This is a genomic window from Hoeflea sp. BAL378, assembly GCF_000759435.1.
In the GTDB taxonomy this organism is placed as follows: Bacteria; Pseudomonadota; Alphaproteobacteria; order Rhizobiales; family Rhizobiaceae; genus Hoeflea.
The window spans coordinates 21,858-40,191 of sequence record NZ_JRJG01000050.1 but is presented as its reverse complement, the minus strand read 5'-3'; the positions used below and the strand labels follow the sequence as shown (position 1 = coordinate 40,191).

Annotated in this window: 16 protein-coding genes; 2 read left to right on the top strand and 14 right to left on the bottom strand. The window is 65.8% G+C overall.

The features are described 5' to 3' along the window. Positions 1-18: 18 nt before the first annotated feature. The 4 genes from pcaD to LL06_RS13000 form a co-directional block, all read right to left on the bottom strand. Entirely contained in the window at positions 19-816 is a 798-nt protein-coding gene (gene pcaD, locus LL06_RS13015; RefSeq protein WP_035527342.1) for a 3-oxoadipate enol-lactonase, read from the bottom strand. Between the two features lie 135 nt (positions 817-951). Further along, positions 952-2,265: a xylose isomerase gene (gene xylA, locus LL06_RS13010; protein ID WP_035527339.1), complete on the bottom strand. Its 1,314-nt coding sequence runs from the start codon at positions 2,263-2,265 to the stop codon at positions 952-954. Then, positions 2,262-3,716, bottom strand: a complete 1,455-nt coding sequence (gene xylB, locus LL06_RS13005) for a xylulokinase (RefSeq protein ID WP_035527336.1) — start codon at positions 3,714-3,716, stop codon at positions 2,262-2,264. Before xylB ends, xylA begins: the two co-directional genes overlap by 4 nt. A gap of 48 nt (positions 3,717-3,764) precedes the next feature. Beyond that, positions 3,765-4,787: a LacI family DNA-binding transcriptional regulator gene (locus LL06_RS13000; RefSeq protein ID WP_035527445.1), complete on the bottom strand. Its 1,023-nt coding sequence runs from the start codon at positions 4,785-4,787 to the stop codon at positions 3,765-3,767. A 277-nt stretch (positions 4,788-5,064) separates the two neighbouring features. On the opposite strand from LL06_RS13000, the gene gltX reads away from it, so the two are divergent. Then, on the top strand, positions 5,065-6,537 hold the full coding sequence (gene gltX / locus LL06_RS12995) for a glutamate--tRNA ligase (RefSeq protein WP_035527334.1): 1,473 nt from the start codon (positions 5,065-5,067) through the stop codon (positions 6,535-6,537). Positions 6,538-6,541: 4 nt separating this feature from the next. Continuing rightward, entirely contained in the window at positions 6,542-8,038 is a 1,497-nt protein-coding gene (gene lysS, locus LL06_RS12990) for a lysine--tRNA ligase (protein WP_035527331.1), read from the top strand. A 27-nt stretch (positions 8,039-8,065) separates the two neighbouring features. On the opposite strand, the gene LL06_RS12985 is transcribed toward lysS, so the two are convergent. From LL06_RS12985 to dhaK, 10 genes are all read right to left on the bottom strand, one after another. Further along, on the bottom strand, positions 8,066-8,761 hold the full coding sequence (locus tag LL06_RS12985) for a hypothetical protein (RefSeq protein ID WP_152599597.1): 696 nt from the start codon (positions 8,759-8,761) through the stop codon (positions 8,066-8,068). A 99-nt stretch (positions 8,762-8,860) separates the two neighbouring features. After that, positions 8,861-10,150, bottom strand: a complete 1,290-nt coding sequence (locus tag LL06_RS12980) for an amidohydrolase family protein (protein ID WP_035527325.1) — start codon at positions 10,148-10,150, stop codon at positions 8,861-8,863. After that, positions 10,147-11,091, bottom strand: a complete 945-nt coding sequence (locus LL06_RS12975; protein WP_035527322.1) for an ABC transporter permease — start codon at positions 11,089-11,091, stop codon at positions 10,147-10,149. The genes LL06_RS12980 and LL06_RS12975 overlap by 4 nt, the downstream gene beginning before the upstream one ends. A gap of 4 nt (positions 11,092-11,095) precedes the next feature. Further along, a complete protein-coding gene (locus LL06_RS12970; protein WP_035527319.1) occupies positions 11,096-12,145 on the bottom strand; it encodes an ABC transporter permease in 1,050 nt (349 codons plus the stop codon). Further along, complete coding sequence (locus LL06_RS12965) at positions 12,135-13,685, bottom strand: ABC transporter ATP-binding protein (RefSeq protein WP_035527316.1); 1,551 nt, start codon at positions 13,683-13,685, stop codon at positions 12,135-12,137. Before LL06_RS12965 ends, LL06_RS12970 begins: the two co-directional genes overlap by 11 nt. Further along, positions 13,685-14,722 (bottom strand): BMP family protein, encoded by a 1,038-nt coding sequence (locus tag LL06_RS12960; RefSeq protein WP_035527314.1) that lies wholly within the window; start codon positions 14,720-14,722, stop codon positions 13,685-13,687. Before LL06_RS12960 ends, LL06_RS12965 begins: the two co-directional genes overlap by 1 nt. A 154-nt stretch (positions 14,723-14,876) precedes the next feature. Next, complete coding sequence (locus LL06_RS12955) at positions 14,877-16,103, bottom strand: DUF1513 domain-containing protein (RefSeq protein ID WP_210165721.1); 1,227 nt, start codon at positions 16,101-16,103, stop codon at positions 14,877-14,879. 101 nt (positions 16,104-16,204) lie between these two features. Continuing rightward, on the bottom strand, positions 16,205-16,456 hold the full coding sequence (locus LL06_RS27295) for a hypothetical protein (protein ID WP_152599596.1): 252 nt from the start codon (positions 16,454-16,456) through the stop codon (positions 16,205-16,207). A 24-nt stretch (positions 16,457-16,480) separates the two neighbouring features. Further along, positions 16,481-17,173 carry a hypothetical protein gene (locus LL06_RS12945; protein ID WP_035527306.1) on the bottom strand — a complete coding sequence of 231 codons (693 nt, stop codon included), beginning with the start codon at positions 17,171-17,173 and terminating at the stop codon, positions 16,481-16,483. 156 nt (positions 17,174-17,329) lie between these two features. Further along, on the bottom strand, positions 17,330-18,331 hold the full coding sequence (dhaK, locus tag LL06_RS12940; protein WP_035527303.1) for a dihydroxyacetone kinase subunit DhaK: 1,002 nt from the start codon (positions 18,329-18,331) through the stop codon (positions 17,330-17,332). Between the last annotated feature and the right edge of the window lie 3 nt (positions 18,332-18,334).

Below are 18,334 nucleotides of genomic sequence, written 5' to 3'. Positions count from 1 at the left end.
GGGCGGTCCGCGCCTTCGTCAGGCGGCGGGCAACCGGTCTACAAAGGCCTTGATGATCTCGGTCAGTTCCACGGGCTTCTCGATGCAGGGAAGATGCGCGGCGCCGGGGATTTCCTGATACATCGCGCCGGGGATGAGCCGGGCCAGTTCGCCCACGAGCTGCGGCGGCGTCGAGCCGTCCTCGGACCCCACCACGCACAGGACGGGAACGGTCAGCGCCGCGCTCGACCGGGTGAAATCGGCATCGCGGATCGCCGCGCAGGTGCCGACATAGCCCTGCACCGGGGTCCGCTCGAGCATCAGTCGGTAGCCGGTGAATTCGGCGTTGTCGGCGCTGCGGTAGGCCTTGGTGAACCAGCGTTCGAGGATCGCGTCGGAGATCGCGGCGATCCCCTGCTCCGTGATCGCGGCGATCCGCGCGTCCCACATTTCCCGCGTGCCGATCTTGTGGCCTGTGTCGCACAGGATCAGCGCCCGCACCAGTTCGGGCCGCGACGCGGCCAGCCCCTGGGCGATCATGCCGCCCACCGACAGGCCGCAGACGATGACGTCCTTGGCCTGGAAATGATCGAGCAGGGCTGCGAGATCATTGACATGATCGTCCATGGTGATCGCGCCTTCGCCTGCCTCCGACAGGCCGTGGCCGCGCTTGTCATAGGCGATGATCCCGAAATCGCCGGCCAGCCGGACGATCACGTCGCGCCAGATGCGATAATCCGTGCCCAGCGAATTGGAGAACACGATGGTCGGCCGGTCGGGGGCGGCGCCGATCACCTGGTGATGGATGACGACACCGTTCAGGCGGGCAAATTGCATGGCGGGGCTTCCTTCCGGAATGGGCTTCAGATTGGAGGCCTGATTTACGCCACCCGGCACCGGCGTGCAAACAAAACACGGCGCGGGCGGCCGCGGCGGCCCCGGCAAGGGGCCGCCGCACGCGCAGGATCGCCGTCAGACGTAGCGGTTGACGATGTTTTCCAGATATTCCTGGCGGCCGGATTTCGGCTGCGGATTGACATCGGCATTGGCGACATAGTCGGCGATATCCGACAGGCTGTGCGAGCCGTCGAGCATCTTCTTTGCCTCGGGCGTGTCCCATCCGGCATAGCGCTTCTCGACGAAGCGCGTCAGCACGCCGTCCTCGACCATCTTCGCCGCGGCCTTCAGCGCCCGGGCGCAGGTGTCCATGCCGCCGATATGGGCATAGAGCAGGTCTTCCGGATCGAGCGACTGGCGGCGCAGCTTGGCGTCGAAATTGGTGCCACCGGTCTTAAACCCGCCGCCCTTGAGGATGGCGTAGTAGGCGAGCGTCATCTCAGGCACGTTGTTGGGGAACTGGTCTGTATCCCAGCCCGACTGGTAGTCGTTGCGGTTCATGTCGATGGAGCCGAAGATGCCGAGCGCCTGGGCCAGTTCCAGCTCGTGCTCGAAGGAATGGCCGGCGAGGATCGCGTGGCCCTGCTCGATGTTCACCTTGACCTCGTTCTCGAGCCCGTGCCGCTTGAGGAAGCCGTAGACCGTGGCGACGTCGTAGTCGTACTGGTGCTTGGTCGGCTCCTGCGGCTTGGGCTCGATCAGGATCGTGCCCTTGAAGCCGATCTTGTGCTTGTACTCGACGACGAGGTTGAGGAACCGGCCGAGCTGGTTGTCCTCGCGCTTGAGATCGGTGTTGAGCAGCGTCTCGTAGCCTTCGCGCCCGCCCCACAGCACGTAATTGGCGCCGCCGAGCTTGTGCGTGGCGTCGATGCAGGTCTTCACCGTCGCCGCGGCGAAGGCGAATACGTCCGGGTCCGGATTGGTCGCCGCCCCCGACATGTAGCGCCGGTTGGAGAACAGATTGGCCGTGCCCCACAGCAGCTTGACGCCGGTGGTTTCCTGCTTGCGGGCGAAATAGTCGACGATTTCCTCGAGGTTTCGCGTGTTCTCCGCGAAATTGTCCCCTTCCGGACGCACATCGGCGTCATGGAAGCAGTAGAACGGAGCGCCCAGGGCCGAGAACATCTCGAAGGCCACGTCGGCCTTGAGCTTGGCCAGCGCCATCGTGTCGGCGGGGAACCAGGGACGCTCGAAGGTGCGCCCGCCGAACGGGTCGCCGCCCTCCCAGGCAAACGAATGCCAGTAGGCGACGGCGAAGCGCAGATGGTCCTCCATCCGCTTGCCCATGACCATCTCGTCGGCATTGTAATGGCGGAAGGCGAGCGGATTGGTGCTGTCCGGGCCCTCGTATTTGATCTTGCTGACGTCTCCGAAAAATCCAGTACTCATGACATGGCTCCTTTGATTGCGGGATAGAGGGCGCGATAGTGCCGGTAGGCCTCGTCGAAGGCCGGAGCGAGATCGCGATTGGGAAGAATGGTGGATTCGGTCGCCGGCTGCGTGCAGACCGACAGCGGGTCGGCGTTCTCCGCGGCGATCAGCGCGAGCCGGGCCGCGCCGAACGCCGCGCCGAAATCGCCGCCCTCGGGAAGGTCGACCGGCAGGTTCAGGACCGTGGCCAGCGCCTCGAGCCAGTAGATCGAGCGCGAGCCGCCGCCGATGGCGGTCACCCGCGTGAGCGCGGTTCCCGCCTGGGCGAGCGCCTCGAGACTGTCGCGGAAGGCGAAGCTCACGCCTTCGACCACGGCGCGGGTCAGGGCCGCCCGATCCGATTCATGCCCGAGCCCGGCGAACGCGCCGCGGATGGCGGCGTCGTTGTGCGGGGTGCGTTCGCCGGACAGATAGGGCAGGAACATCACCGATCCCGGCGCCTGAAGCGTCTCGCCGAGCTCGGAGGTCAGCACCGCGGGCTTGGTCGAGGTCACGCCCGACAGCCAGTTGAGCGAATCGGTCGCCGACAGGATCACCCCCATCTGGTGCCAGGTCCCCGGCAGCGCGTGGCAGAAGGCATGCACGGCGCTGTCGGGATTGGGCAGGTAGCGGTTGTTGGCGGCAAACAGCACGCCCGACGTGCCGAGCGAGGCGAAGGCATGGTTGTCGCCGACCGTCCCCATGCCACAGGCGGACGCCGCATTGTCGCCCGCGCCGCCGGCGACGGGAATGCCCGCGGGCAGGCCCAGGTCGGAGGCCACATCGGCGCGCAGCGCGCCGGCGCGCTCGGTGCCCTCGACCAGCGACGGCATCTGGCTGCGATCGAGCCCGGTGGCCGCGAGCAGGCCGTCGTCCCAGGCGCGCTTGCCGACATCGAGCCAGGAGGTGCCGGCCGAATCCGACATCTCCGAGATCGCCTCGCCCGTGAGCCAGAGCCTGAGATAATCCTTGGGCAGCAGCACTTTCGCCACCCGCGCGAAGGCCTCGGGCTCGTGCGCCGCCATCCATTTCAGCTTCGGCGCGGTGAAGCCGGGGAAGACGATGTTGCCGGTCAGCCGCCGGAACTGCGGATCGGCGTCGAGCTCGGCCGCCTCCTTGTAACTGCGGGTGTCGTTCCACAGGATGCAGGGACGGATCACCTTGCCGGTCCGGTCGATCGTCGTGGCGCCGTGCATGTGGCCCGACAGGCCGATGCCACGCACCCTGGCGAGCTCCGCCGCATGGGTCTTTGCGAGCTCCGCCAAGGCCGCCCGCGTGGCGGTTATCCAGCTATCGGGATCCTGCTCCGACCATCCCGGATGCAGCCGCTCCACGGTCAACGGCGCGCTCGCCGATCCGAGGATCCGCTGGCTGTCATCGATCAGCAGCGCCTTGAGCGAAGAGGTTCCGAGATCAAGCCCGAGATACATGGCAAAAAGTCCTTTCAAGCAAAAACCGAGTGGGTTCCCCGACGGCGGTCATGGCAAATTGTCCTTGAGGAAAATATCGATGCGGATCCGCTCCTGGTCACTCAGCGGAGCCAGGCCGTCGGCATGGGCCTTGAGCACGCGGATCGCGCTGCGCACCTCGTGACCGCAATCCTGATTGATGACGGCGTCGAACACGCCCTCCGCCAGCGCCTGGCGCGAATGATCGGTCACCTCGTGGGCGACGACGGCGAGCTTGCGCTGCCTGCGCGCGCGGATCGCCTCGATCAGCCCGCGATTGCCGGCGCCGAGATTGTAGATGGCAATGATGCCCGGATCCGCGTCAAGCGCTGCCGCCACCGCCTGCGCGACCGTATCGGCGTCATCATTGGTTTCCACGGGTCCGACGATGTCCAGATCCGGAAAGTCCGCTTCCAGCACCGCGGCGAAGCCCGAGGCCCGGTCCATGTGGTCGGACACCCGCATCGAGCCGGCCACCACCAGCACCCTGCCGCGCCGCCCGGCGCAGAACCGTCCGACGAGGTTGCCCGCCGTGCGGCCGGCGGCGATGTTGTCGATGCCGCAGAAATGCACCCGCCGGGATCCCGGCAGGTCCGACACAAGCGTCGCCACCTGCACGCCCTGATCCATCAGCCGGTCGACCGCGGCTCGCACGTCCGGCGTGTCGGTGGCGACCAGCGCCACCCCGGAGACGGCCTTCGGGTCGAGAGCGTCCAGCACCCGGACGAGCGCGCCCGAATCGAACGGCGGCACGGTTTCAATCCGGATCGAGGTCCGCTCGACCGGAGAGCGCCCCATCGCGGAGGCGATCTCCGCCTCGAGCACGCGCATGAAGCTGTTGGGGCCTGCGGGGATGACGAAGACCAGCGGATAGATCCGTCTGCGGGCGAGGTTGGCGGCCGTGACATCGCGCACATAGCCGAGCCGGTTCACCGCATTCTCGACCTTCTCGACGGTCTGACGCCGCACCCCCGGCCGGCGGTTGAGCACCCGGTCGACGGTCGCCAGACTGACGCCGGCTTCTGCAGCAATGTCATGCACGGTGGGCCGCATCATGTCCTCCTGCCCCGCTTTCTAGACGAATGTTTGAGGTACGTAAATCAGAAATCCGGCGGAATCCGGATGACAGGTGTGCGGCGAAAGCGCACCCGGCCGCCCGGCCTTCCGCAGGCCCCTATACTTGACGCAACGGGCGCAATATGGCCTAAGGCAGCGCCTGCCGTTCACCGCCGCGCCTTGCCTGGCCGCAGCGTCCCCAGCGGGCCGATCGCCGCCGGCAAAAGCCGCCGCGCGCACCATTCAACAGGACCTGAAAGCGGGCGAAGTCAAGATGGCCAACACTGCAACGCGGGTGCGCATCGCACCGTCTCCGACCGGCGAGCCGCATGTGGGCACCGCCTACATCGCGCTGTTCAACTATCTTTTCGCGCAAAAAAACGGCGGCGAATTCATCCTCAGGATCGAGGACACCGACGCCACCCGTTCCACGCCGGAGTTCGAGCAGAAGGTTCTCGACGCGCTCAAATGGTGCGGCCTGACCTGGTCCGAAGGCCCCGACATCGGCGGCCCCTACGGTCCCTACCGCCAGTCCGAGCGCAAGGACATCTATCTTCCCTATGTCGAGAAGATCATCGAGAACGGCCACGGCTTCCGCTGCTTCTGCACGCCCGAGCGGCTCGATGAGATGCGCGCCGCCCAGCGCGCCGCCGGCAAGCCGCCGAAATATGACGGCCGCTGCCTGACGCTCACGGCCGAGGAAGTCACGAGCCGCATGCAGGCGGGCGAACCGTCGGTGGTGCGGATGAAGATCCCGACCGAAGGCTCCTGCAAGTTCGTCGACGGCGTCTATGGCGAGGTCGACATTCCCTGGGACGCGATCGACATGCAGGTGCTGCTCAAGGCCGACGGCATGCCGACCTATCACATGGCCAATGTGGTCGACGACCACCTGATGAAGATCACCCATGTGGCCCGCGGCGAGGAATGGCTGTCCTCGGTCCCCAAGCACATCCTGATCTACCAGTATCTCGGCCTCGAGCCGCCGGTGTTCATGCATCTGTCGCTGATGCGCAACGCCGACAAGTCGAAACTGTCCAAGCGCAAGAACCCGACCTCGATTTCCTACTACGCGGCGCTGGGCTACCTGCCCGAAGCACTGATGAACTTCCTCGGCCTGTTCTTCATCCAGATCGAGGAGGGCGAGGAAATGCTGACCATGGATCAGCTCGCGGCCAAGTTCGATCCGGAGAACCTGTCCAAGGCCGGCGCGATCTTCGATCTGCAGAAGCTGGACTGGCTCAACGGCCGCTGGCTGCGCGAAGGCGTTTCCGAAACCGAGTTCGTTTCCCGCGTCCTCGCCTGGGCGCAGGAGAACAACCGCTTCGGCGAAGGCATGAAGCTGGCGCAGTCGCGCATCACCAAGCTCTCCGACCTGCCCGATCTCACCGGCTTCCTGCTCAAGGGCGACCTGGGCCTGACGGCTGCGGATTTCGCGGGCATCAAGAAGGTCTCGCTCGAGGACGTGCTGCAGATCCTGCAGGTCGTCCAGCCGGATCTCGAGACCATTTTCGAATGGACCGCCGAGAGCATCGAGGCGGAGCTGCGCGCCATCTCCGAGCGCACCGAGATCAAGCTGCGCAACCTGCTCGCGCCGCTGTTCATCGCGGTGTCGGGCTCGTCGCGATCGCTGCCGCTCTTCGATTCCATGGCCATTCTCGGCCGCTCCGTCGTCCGCCAGCGCCTCAAGCAGGCCGAAGCCGCCGTCAAGGCGGGCGTGGACGCAGCCAAAGCAAACAACGGGTAATCCCATGACCGACACCACGATCGAACCCGGCCTGTCGTCCGATGTCACCGAAGTCCGCGCCCAGAAGCTCGCAAAACTCCGGGAAACGGTGGCCGAGGTCTATCCGGCGCATTTCCACCGCACGCTGACCAATGCGGAACTGGCGGAAAAATACGCCGACATCGAGCCCGACACCTTGACCGGCGACATCGTCACCGTCGCCGGACGGGTCTATTCGTCGCGCAATTCCGGCATGTTCATGGACATCCACGACGCCTCAGGCAAGGTGCAGATCTTCAGCCACAAGGACACGACACCGGAAGAGGCGCGCACGCTGCTGCCGCTGATCGACCTCGGCGACATCATCGGCGTCACCGGCGAAGTCCGCCGCACCAAGCGCGGCGAACTGACCGTCAACGCCCATGAGATCACCATGCTCACCAAGGCACTGCTGCCGATGCCGGAAAAGTGGCACGGGCTCACGGATATCGAGTTGCGCTACCGCAAGCGCCATCTCGACATCATGACCAACGAGGATTCCAAGCTCCGCTTCCAGCAGCGCTCGAAGATCGTCTCCGGCATCCGCCGCTTCATGGAAGATGACGGCTTCATGGAAATCGAGACGCCGATGCTGCACTCGGTCTATGGCGGCGCCACGGCGGAGCCGTTCAAGACCCACCACAACACGCTCAAGCTCGACATGTACCTGCGCATCGCGCCGGAGCTTTACCTCAAGCGGACGCTGGTCTCGGGGCTCACCGACAAGGTGTTCGAGATCAACCGCAATTTCCGCAACGAGGGCGTGTCGACGCGGCACAATCCCGAATTCACCATGATGGAATGCTACTGGGCCTACGCCGACTACGAAGACATCATGGATCTGGTCGAGCGGATGTTCGAGAAGCTGGCCATGACCATCCACGGCACCACCGAATTCGCCTATGGCGACAAGCAACTGTCGTTCAAGGGTCCGTTCCGGCGGGTGCCGATGCCCGACGCCGTCAAGGAGGCGACCGGCATCGACTTCCGCGCGATCGCCACCGACGAGGAAGCCCGCGCCGCCACCCGCGCCGCCGGCTTCGAGATCGAGGACGACTGGACCTGGGGCGAATGCCTGGCCTTCATCTTCGAGGAAAAGGTCGAGGCCACGCTGATCCAGCCGGCGCATGTGACGCATTTCCCCAAGGACATCTCGCCCTTCGCCAAGGAAGTGCCGGGCGAGCCGCGGTTGGTCGAGCGGTTCGAGACCTATTGCAACGCCTGGGAACTGGGCAACGCCTTCTCCGAGCTCAACGATCCCGAAGAGCAGCGCAAGCGGATGGTCGAGCAGCTCGAGCAGGCCCACGCCCGCGGCGAGATGGAAAAGCAGCTCGACGAGGAGTTCCTGGACGCCATCGATCAGGGCATGCCGCCGGCGGGCGGGCTCGGCATCGGCGTCGACCGGCTGATCATGCTGCTGACCAATGCGCCGTCAATTCGCGATGTCATTCTCTTCCCGGCACGCAAGGCCAAGGCTGACTAGGCGCTTTCCCGTCCAGGTTAAACTGGCTCAGTGGCTGGGGGCTGCGTCGTGCCCGGCGGCAGGCTTGTCGTGGCCGCCAGCGGGGGGCTCTGCATGCCCGCTGGCCGCCGGTTCCCCGTGGCCGCCGGCCGACACCGTCTGCGGGTCTTCGGCAACCACATCGCCGTCGCATCCCTCGACCAGTTCGATCTCGTGATTGACGGTTTCAAGCTCCACCAGGCGCATGTCGACGCGGGGTCCGAAATAATAGCCGGTGTCCGTGGCGACCGTGTCGACGTAACGCGCTTCCCAGGGTTTGGTGGTCGCCATGGTTTTGCCCGGATTGGGCGCATGGACGATTTCCGCGCCGATCGCCTGACCCCGAAGCTCCGCGCGCAGGGTCGGCCCGTGATGATCGGCGACCTGGACGATCACGAGATCCGGACGCAGCGTCTCGGCCAGATGCCGGGCGATCCGCACCCCGGTCCGGACACGGGCGAGCGGCTCCCGGTCATCGGTGGAGATCACGGCGATGAGGCGCTTTTCCTCGCCGCGTCGGAACTCGGATTGATAGAGTGTCTTGCAATGCCCGCCGGCTTCGCTTTCGGAGCCGGACATGGCCGGCGCGAACACCAGCGCGGCCGTTCCTGAGGCCCCGAGCACAAGCAGGAATCCGCCCGAGAGAAGCGCGAGCTTCCGGGAAATCTTGAACGCTTGAAACAATCGGCGCTTTGCAGCGGCCATACGGGGAGCACCTTTTACGCAGAACTATACCCCCGGACTTTAGACCAGTGCGCTTTCACAAATGTTAATCCCGCCGGCTTCCGGATGTCCCGGTCTGCCTCACTCCCGTGCGGGAACCGTAAAACGCCGGTCGATCTCGCCTTCTCGTCCGGGAATGGCAAGCCGCATCGGTGAGCGCTCCAGGCGGGCGATCACCCTGCCCCGCGCCATCACCAGGAGCCGCGTGGCCCGGAGTCGGATCGCCTCCACCGGGTCGCCTGCGTCGAGCACCACCAGGTCCGCCCGCTTGCCGACCTCGAGACCGTAGCCCTCTAGCCCCATGATGGCGGCGCTTTCCGTGGTGACCATGTCGTAGCAGCGGCGCATGGCGGCGGGACTGGTCATCTGCGCCACATGCAGCCCCATGAAGGCCACGTCCAGCATGTCGGCGGTGCCGAGCGAATACCAGGGATCGAGCACGCAATCCTGGCCGAAGCCGACGCGGATGCCGTGGCTGAGCATTTCCGGCACCCGGGTCATGCCGCGCCGCTTGGGATAGGTGTCGTGCCGTCCCTGCAGCGTGATGTTGATCAGCGGATTGGGGATCGCCGCAACCTCCGCTTCCGCCATCAGCGGCAGCAGCTTGGAGACGTAGTAATTGTCCATCGAATGCATCGAGGTCAGGTGCGATCCGGCCACCCGGCCCTGCAGCCCGAGCCGCTGGGTCTCGTAGGCCAGTTGCTCGATGTGCCGCGACAGCGGATCGTCAGTCTCGTCGCAATGCATGTCGACCATCAGGCCCCGCCGGGCCGCCATTTCGCACAGTTCCGTGACCGAGGCGCGGCCGTCCGCCATGGTGCGTTCGAAATGCGGGATGCCGCCGACCACATCGACGCCGAGATCGAGCGCCCTGATGGTGTTTTCCAGGGCCTTGGGCGAGCGGTAGAGCCCGTCCTGCGGGAACGCCACAAGCTGCAGGTCGATGTAGTGCGAGATCTCCTGCCGGACCTCGATGAGCGCCTCGACGGCGAGCAGCCGGTCGTCGCAGACATCGACATGGGTGCGGATCGCGAGCAGCCCCATCGACGCGGCCCAGTCGCAATAGGCAAGCGCACGGCTCTTCACCGCCTCATGCGTCAACAGCGGCTTGAGCTCGCCCCACAGGCCGATGCCTTCGAGCAGCGTGCCCGAGGCGTTGATCCGCGGCAGGCCATAGGACAGCGTCGCGTCCATGTGGAAATGCGGGTCGACAAAGGGCGGCGAGACCAGGTTGCCCGCGACATTGATGGTCTCTCCGGCTTCCGCCTCGATGCCGGGCGCGATCGCCGCGATCCGGTCGCCGGTGATGCCGATGTCGGCGCGCGTTCCGTCAGGCAGCACGCCGCCCTTGAGCAGGATGTCGAAACTCATCTTTCGCCTTTCTGGTAGGGGATCATCAGCGCCTTCGGATAGGTCGCGCGCCTTGCGACGACGACCAGCGCCACGATCGACAGCACGAAGGGCATCATCAGGAAGATCTGGTAGGGGATGACGCCGCCGGTGATCTGCTGCAGCCGCACCTGGTAGGCGTCGAAGGCGGCAAACAGGATGGCCCCGATCAAGGCCTTACCAGGCCGCCAGGAGCCGAACACCACCAGCGCGATGGCGATCCAGCCGCGACCGTTGATCATCTCGAAGAAGAACGAATTGAAGGCGGACATGGTCAGGAACGCGCCGCCGATCGCCATCAGCGCCGAGCCCGCCATCACCGCGCCGATCCTGACCGCTGTCACCGAAATGCCCTGCGCCTCCACCGCCGAGGGATTTTCGCCCACCGCCCGCACCGCCACGCCCACCGGGGTGCGGTAGAGCATGAAGGCGACGGCCGCCACCGTGAGATAGGCGAGATAGGTGAGCGGCGTCTGGTTGAACAGCGCCGGCCCCAGCACCGGAATGTCCGACAGAACAGGAACCGCGAAGGGCTGGAACGGCTCGATCTTCGGCGGCGAGGTCACCTCCGGCAGCAGGATGCGGTAGGTGAAATAGGTGAGGCTCGAGGCGAGCAGCGTGATGCCGATGCCGGTCACATGCTGCGACAGGCCCAGCGGCACCGTGAGAAAACCGTGCAGCAGCCCGAACAGCGCCCCGGTCATTGCCGCCACCAGCACCCCGGTCCAGAGATCCCCGCCCATGTAGACCGTGAACCAGCCGGAGAATGCGCCGGCCACCATGATGCCCTCGATGCCGAGATTGAGCACGCCGGCGCGCTCGCAGATCAGCTCGCCCATCGTGGCGAAGATCAGCGGCGAGGCGATGCGGATGGCGGCGACCCAGAAGCTGGCGGTGAACAGGATCTCGAAAGCCTCGGTCATCGGGTCATCTCCAGCGCACGCGGTAGCGCATCAGCATGATCGCCGCGACCATGGTCAGAAGCGAGGTCGCCACCATCACCTCTGCGATGTAGCTCGGCACATTGGCGCTCCGGCTCATGGCGTCGGCGCCGACAAAGATGCCGGCGACGAAGATCGCCGCAGCGATGACGCCGAGCGGATTGAGCATGGCGAGCATGGCGACGACGATTCCGGTGTAGCCGTAGCCCGGCGACAGGTCGAGCGTCAGGTTGCCCTTGAGGCCGGCGACTTCGGAGAAACCCGCCAGCGCGGCGAGGCCACCCGACAACAGCGCCGTCTTGGCGATCACCCGGTTGACCGGAATGCCCGCGAACCGCGCGGCCTCCGCATTGTGCCCGACCGCGCGCATTTCGTAGCCGAGCACGGTCTTCTTCATGATCACCCAGACGATGACGGCCGAGACAATGGCCAGCACGAAGCCGAAATGCAGCCGCTTGCCCTTGATCAGCCGCGGCAGTTGCGCCTCCGCGATCACCCGTTTGGATTGCGGCCAGCCTAGGCCCGTCGGATCCTTGAGCGGGCCTTCGAGCAGCATCGAGACGAACAGCAGGACGATGAAATTCAGGAGAAGCGTGGTGACCACCTCATCGACGCCGAACCGTGTCTTGAGGATGGCAGGTCCGAGCAGGGCGAGTGCGCCGGTGAGCATGGCCGCAAGCATGATCAGCGGGATCAGCCCCGCCGAGGGAAGCGTGACCGCGCCGGTGCCCAGCACCACCGTCATCACCGCGCCGAGATAGAGCTGCGCCTCCGCGCCGATGTTCCACAGCCGCGCCCGGAAGGCGACCGCTACCGCGAGCCCGGTGAAGATCAGCGGCGTGGCCCGGGTCAGCGTCTCGAGCAACGCGAACTGCGATCCCGCCGCCCCCTTGGCCACCAGCCAGAACACCGTGAGCGGCGAGGCCCCGGCGATCATCACGAGAACCGAGGAGAACACGACCGTCGCCAGGATCGCGCCAGCCGGCCACAGGATCGTGGCTGCTCCGGAGGTCGAGGCTCTCGGCTCAAGCCACATGATGTGCCCCTTCGTCGTGGCCGTGACCCGCCAACAGTTCGCCCAGTTCCATGACGCTGAGTTCGCCGCGCGCCGAGGGCCTGGACAGGTGCCCGCGGTGGATCACGACTATCCGGTCGGAGAGCGTCTGGATCTCGTCGAGATCCTCCGAGATCAGCAGCACGGCGGCGCCCCGGTCGCGCGCCTCGATCAGCCGCGCATGCACATAGGCCACCGCGCCGACATCGAGGCCTCGCGTCGGCTGGCTGGCGAGAATGATGTCCGGGCCGCCGTCGAGCGCCCGGCCGAGGATCAGCTTCTGCATGTTGCCGCCCGACAGTAGCCGCACGCGCGCTTCGGGCGACGGGCATTTGACGTCATAGGCCTTGATGATGTCGGCTGCGAAAGACGCGGCGGCCTTCCAGTCCAGGAACCCGAACCGGGAAAACCGCGGACTGCGATAGGCTTCCGAAATCACGTTCTCGGCCACGCTCATGTCGCCGATCATGCCGGTGGCGTGCCGGTCCTCGGGGATGCGGCCCAGCCCCTTGTCCAGCGCCGCGCGCGGCGACCAGTGCGCGATCGTCTCGCCATGCACGATGATATCGCCCTGGGAAGCCTCGACCGTACCCGCGATCAGCGCCGCCAGCGCCGCCTGGCCATTGCCGGAGATGCCGGCGAGACCGGTGATTTCGCCGCCGCGCAACCCGATCGACACCTGCCTGAGCGCGGCGCCACCGGTGCTGCGGGTGGAAACGCCCCTGAGCTCGAACAGGATGGCGCCGGGGCTCGGCGGCCCGATCTCGTTGACCGGCAACTGCCCGCCCACCATCAGTTCCGCCAGTTCCCGCCGCGTCGCCTCCGACGTTGTGCGCTCGCCGGCAAGCTTGCCGCCGCGCAGCACGACGACGCGATCGGAGACCGACTGCACTTCGCCGAGCTTGTGCGAGATGAAGATCACCGACAATCCCGCCGCCACCAGCTTCTTGAGCGTGGCGAACAGCGCCTGCGTCTCCATCGGCGTCAGCACCGCGGTGGGTTCGTCGAGGATCAGGATGCGCGCCTCGCGGTAGAGCGCCTTGAGAATTTCGACACGCTGCCGCTCGCCCACCGACAGCTCGGTGATCATCCGGTCGGGCTCGACCTCGAGCCCGTAGTCGGCCGCGAGCTTGCGGATCCTTTTGCGCGCGGCGGCCTTGCCGAGGTTGAACGACCAGAGCGGGCGGGTGCCGAGCACGATGTTTTCGAGCACGGTCATCTGGTCGGCCAGGGTGAAGTGCTGGTGCACCATGCCGATGCCCGCCGCCAGCGCGGCATTCGGGTCTCCGGGCCGCAGGGGCGCGCCGAAAGCCTCGATCCCTCCTTCGTCGGCGGTGTAGTGGCCGAACAGGATGTTCATCAGCGTCGTCTTGCCGGCGCCATTTTCGCCGAGCAGCGCCACGACCTCGCCGCGCCGGAGCGTGAGCGAGATCGCGTCATTGGCGACCAGCGGTCCAAACCGTTTGGTGATACCCGAGAGGCGGAGAACGATCTCCGCCTCCGGGCGCTGAGCATCGTCCATCAGTTGGACTTGGGTTCTTCGTCGTTGATCTCGACCATGAAGGAGCCGTCCTTGATCGCCGCCTCGCGTTCGGCGACCAGCTTGAGCGCCTCTTCGGGGACCTTGCCTTCGAAGGTTCCGAGCGGCGCGAGCGAAGAGCCGCCCTCCTTCATGAAGGAATAGACGCCGTAGTTCTCGGCCTTGAAGGTGCCGGCCTTGACCATCTCGATGGCGTGATCGAGCGTCGGCTCGAAATGCCACAGCGCCGAGGCCACCACGGTGTCGGGATAATCGGCCTGGGTGTCGATCACGTTGCCGATCGCCAGCACGCCCTTCTCCTTGGCGGCGTCGGACACGCCAAAGCGCTCGGCATAGAGAATGTCGGCGCCGCCGTCGATCTGGGCGAAGGCGGTCTCCTTGGCCTTCGGCGGATCGAACCAGGAGCCGATGAAGGCCACCTGGAACTTGGCGTCCGGCGCGGTTTCCTTGACGCCCGCCATGAAGGCATGCATCAGCCGGTTGACCTCGGGGATCGGGAACCCGCCGACCATGCCGATGTTCTTGGACTTCGTCATCGCGCCGGCGATGATTCCGGACAGGTAGGACGCGTCCTGGATATAGTTGTCGAACACCGCGAAGTTCGGCGCGTCGTCCTTGGGCAGGAAGCTCGAGCCCATCAGGAAGGCGGTTTCCGGATAGTCCGCTGCCACCATCCGGGCGGCGTCCTCGACGCCGAAGACCTCGCCGACGATCAGGTCGTGCCCGGCCTCGGCATATTCGCGCATGACGCGCTCATAGTCGTTGTTGGAGGTGTTTTCGGAGAAGACATACTCGATGTCGCCGCGTTCGACCGCCGCATTGGCCGCCTTGTGGATGCGGCTCACCCATTGCTGCTCCACCGGCACGGTGTAGATCGCGGCCACCTTCACCGGCCCTTCGGCGCGGGCGCGGGTGAGAAAGCCGGGCATGGAAAGGGCTGCCGCAGCCGCGGCCGTTCCGGCCAGCACCTGGCGACGGCTGAGAAGAGTGAGGCGGCCGGCTGTAGTCGTCTTGGTCATGGCTGACGCTCCTGTTGGACGATGATGTGAACTGAACCCGTCTTATTTTTGACCAAATGATAAAACGCGCCGAGGTCCTTGGCAACAGGCCTCGACAGGCCTTTGCACAATCATGTGGCAGGAAATGTTTCCGCTCGCTGGGCAGGCACGACGCTCAGGCGGCGGTGATGTGGCTGTGGCCGAAGAAGGTCGGATAGAGGCACGCCTCGCGGTTGAGCCGGTGGCTGCCGCGTTCGAACACGAACAGATTCTCCCAGTACCCGGTCACGGCATAATGCACCCCGTCGGGCAGGAGCGTGATGCCGCAGGGAAAGCGAAGGCCCATCTTGCGCGTGTCGATGGACTGCAGCACCGCGCCCGAGGCCCCGTCGAACACCATCACCCGGTGCGCGCTCGGATAGCTGGCGATGGCCTGGTCGTGGCGCGCGTCATAGCGGATCGACAGGCCGTGGCGCATCTCGGCGATGTCGCCGCGGCTTCCCATGCTGCGCGGCGCTCGCCCCCTCGCCATTTTCAGCGTTGCCGCCGACATGTAGGACATGCCGGGCTCGGAGGTGATGTCCTCGTCCTGGGCCTCGCGGTCAGGCTCGAGTTCGCGCGCCAGATCGGCCTCGCTGCCGAGCCGCGCCTGGATGGCAAAGATCCGGTCGAGCTTGCCGGCCGCCAGGTGCCTGAGCTCCGTGCGGCGGCGATCGGTGACGCGCTTGTCGACGAGCTTGCCGTCATTCATGTCGAGGATGGTGACGCAGGCCTCGTGCACATGGCGCGGGACATCCAGCTTGCCGGAACTGGCGTTCGGCAGGGACCCGTAATTGGCGATGACCAGATAGCGGTCGTCCTCGATCAGCCGGATGTCGTGCGGGTCGATGCCATGGGTGGAATAGCTGCCGCGGATCTTCAAGGTATCGGTGTCGCGGATGGTAATGCGTCCGTGATGCGCCTCCAGCCTGCTATTGCTCAGGCCTTCATGGGGCGCGCGCTCCGACAGCAGCACGGTCTTCCCCGTGGCGAGATAAGCGGCATGGCCGCCGCCGCGCCAGCCCTTGGAAAAGGACGGCGCGACAGCGGCGAGATCGAGAGTGACGGGATCGAAGGCAACCTGGTCGGTCGCCTCGAACCCGCACATCACGCCCACCGAACCATCGGGGGAGATCTCGACATCATGCGCGGCGGCGGGCAGCAGCGCCTGCCGGACCTCGCCATCCATCCCGATCCGGGTCAAGAGCCGGAACGGCCGCTCCGGATCCGAGATGTTGCGGGCGAAATAACGGTTCTCCTTGAGCGGCACCCCGCCGGATTGCGCCTTGTTCGGCATGTATCCCGGCACATACACCGAAGTGGCGCTCAGCGGCTTGAGCGGCGCGACGGTGCGCGCCGCCATGGCCTGTCCGGGCGCCTCCTGTGTGGCGCACCCGGTCAGCGGCGCCGCCGCCAGGGCGCCCGCTGCCGCAAGGAAGGTTCGGCGATCCATGGACATGACGCTTAATGCGAACCTCCGCCCCCGCCGCCGCCTTCACCGCCTGCGGGCTCTGTCCTCGGCAGGGGCTTCGACTGGACGCCACGAAGGGTCGAGAACGGATTTTTCGCCTCGACTGTCCGCGCGACATGATCGCCCACGATTGTCCGGCCGTGTTCCGTGGCGTTACAGCCACCGGATGCGCCTGCCGCAGCCAGCACGCCAAGCAGCTTGAGGCGGGAGCGGTCGACAGTTTCGTTGTCTGAGTGGGTCTTCATGCTTTTCTCCTTTGTGAATAAGATTCAGTATGGCGCCGTCATCCATAAGGCCGCGGCAAGGACCAGCCCCAGCGGTACGAGTTCCTGTCCCTTGACTTCGTCTTGAAGACCGGCGCCGGGCATGCGCTCGCGCGACCAGCGCGACAGAAGCCGGATCGCCAGATGCCCGCCCACGCCGAGACAAGCGGCCAGGCCGGTCGCCCCTGCCCACAACGCCGCCGTTGCCAGCGCAAGCACGACGGCGCTTGCTATGATCTCGACATGGCGCAGATCATGATTTCGAATGATGACCGGGTCGCGCCGATGGGCATGGCAGCAGCCTGCCTCAACGCAGGCGAACTTGACCGGGATGTAGGCAATGTTGATCGCCACAGCATAGGCGGCGAGCACGAGCAAGGCCGCTTGCCCGCTTTGGAGCTGGAGCAGCAATGCGGCCACCAGAGCGGCCAGGGCCGAAGCCGTGGTGGCGCCCGACCAGGACGCGGAGGCCTTGCGCGACCCATCCCGCAGCGCCACCGCGATGAGGATCCGGTAGCCGGTGCCGCCGACAAAGAAGAATCCGTAGATGAAGGCCAAAGCGAAGGCGGAGGGCCAATAGGCGCCCTGAAGCACCGGCGCCGCCAGCAGTCCGAACACGGCGGCGCTGCCGATGGCCGATGTGAGACGCAGCAGCGTTGAACGCGAAAGGTGATATTTGTCCCCGGCCAGGCTCAGCATGCACAATCCTTGACGGCTTCGAAGCCCTCAAAACTCCCTGATTTCCCTCAGGAAGATGACTGATCGGCGAGGTCGTTTCCTTGATGAATATCAAGTTTGCCATGTTTTCCGACCGGGGGCTTACGAGCGCGCCACCCGGACGCGCTCACCCTCGGCCTAGACGCCCCATCTGAGGGCAGCCGTCCGCACCGGGGCATCCCACAGCGCGAGCATGTCGTCGTCCATCAGCGTCAGCGTGATCGAGCAGCCGGCCATGTCGAGCGAGGTGACGTAGGATCCGGTCAGCGACCGGGCGATGGTCAGCCCGTGGGCCTCGAAGATCCGCCGCGCACTGTTGTGCATCACATAGAGCTCCATCAGCGGCGTGCCGCCAAAGCCGTTGACGAACAACAGCGCTTTCCGGCCTTTGACATCGCCGAATTCCTTGACGATCCCTTCGCAGATCTCCGTGGCGATCTCGTCGGCGCTGGCGAGCGGCGCCCGACGGCGGCCGGGTTCGCCATGGATGCCCACGCCGAACTCCATGTCGCCGGGTCCGAGCTCGAAGGTCGGCTTGCCCGCGGCCGGCACCGTGCAACTGATCAGCGCCACGCCGAAGGATCTGCACTGCCGGTTGACCCGCTCGCCCAGCGCCACGAGATCGGCAAGCCCCACTCCCTGCTCCGCCGCGGCGCCGACGATCTTCTCGACCACGAGGGTTCCCGCCACGCCCCGGCGTCCGGTGGTGAACAGCGAATCCTCGACCGCGATGTCGTCATTGGTGACGAGCTGCATGACCTCGATGCCCGTCATGTCCGTGAGCATCTCGGCGGCCATGTCGAAATTCATGACATCGCCCTCATAGTTCTTGACGATGAACAGCACGCCCGCACCGCCCTCGACAGCCTGCGCCGCCTCCAGCATCTGGTCGGGCGTGGGCGAGGTGAACACCTGGCCGGGACAGGCGGCGTCGAGCATGCCCAAGCCGACCAGTCCCGCGTGCAGCGGCTCATGGCCGGAGCCGCCGCCGGAAATCAGCGCGACCTTGCCGGTCCTGAGGTCCCTGCGGCGGACAAACTTGCCGGACGGATCCAGCACCACGATGTCCTCATGCGCGGCGGCGAAACCGGCAAGGCTTTCGGCCAGGATCGTCTCGGCCCCATTCATCAGTTTCTTCATGCT

Bases quoted from the DNA above. Each gene is read 5' to 3' on its own strand.
- pcaD (WP_035527342.1), bottom strand. From the start codon at position 816: ATGCAATTTGCCCGCCTGAACGGTGTCGTCATCCATCACCAGGTGATC.
- xylA (WP_035527339.1), bottom strand. From the start codon at position 2,265: ATGAGTACTGGATTTTTCGGAGACGTCAGCAAGATCAAATACGAGGGC.
- xylB (WP_035527336.1), bottom strand. From the start codon at position 3,716: ATGTATCTCGGGCTTGATCTCGGAACCTCTTCGCTCAAGGCGCTGCTG.
- LL06_RS13000 (WP_035527445.1), bottom strand. From the start codon at position 4,787: ATGCGGCCCACCGTGCATGACATTGCTGCAGAAGCCGGCGTCAGTCTG.
- gltX (WP_035527334.1), top strand. From the start codon at position 5,065: ATGGCCAACACTGCAACGCGGGTGCGCATCGCACCGTCTCCGACCGGC.
- lysS (WP_035527331.1), top strand. From the start codon at position 6,542: ATGACCGACACCACGATCGAACCCGGCCTGTCGTCCGATGTCACCGAA.
- LL06_RS12985 (WP_152599597.1), bottom strand. From the start codon at position 8,761: ATGGCCGCTGCAAAGCGCCGATTGTTTCAAGCGTTCAAGATTTCCCGG.
- LL06_RS12980 (WP_035527325.1), bottom strand. From the start codon at position 10,150: ATGAGTTTCGACATCCTGCTCAAGGGCGGCGTGCTGCCTGACGGAACG.
- LL06_RS12975 (WP_035527322.1), bottom strand. From the start codon at position 11,091: ATGACCGAGGCTTTCGAGATCCTGTTCACCGCCAGCTTCTGGGTCGCC.
- LL06_RS12970 (WP_035527319.1), bottom strand. From the start codon at position 12,145: ATGTGGCTTGAGCCGAGAGCCTCGACCTCCGGAGCAGCCACGATCCTG.
- LL06_RS12965 (WP_035527316.1), bottom strand. From the start codon at position 13,685: ATGGACGATGCTCAGCGCCCGGAGGCGGAGATCGTTCTCCGCCTCTCG.
- LL06_RS12960 (WP_035527314.1), bottom strand. From the start codon at position 14,722: ATGACCAAGACGACTACAGCCGGCCGCCTCACTCTTCTCAGCCGTCGC.
- LL06_RS12955 (WP_210165721.1), bottom strand. From the start codon at position 16,103: ATGGCGGCGCGCACCGTCGCGCCGCTCAAGCCGCTGAGCGCCACTTCG.
- LL06_RS27295 (WP_152599596.1), bottom strand. From the start codon at position 16,456: ATGAAGACCCACTCAGACAACGAAACTGTCGACCGCTCCCGCCTCAAG.
- LL06_RS12945 (WP_035527306.1), bottom strand. From the start codon at position 17,173: ATGCTGAGCCTGGCCGGGGACAAATATCACCTTTCGCGTTCAACGCTG.
- dhaK (WP_035527303.1), bottom strand. From the start codon at position 18,331: ATGAAGAAACTGATGAATGGGGCCGAGACGATCCTGGCCGAAAGCCTT.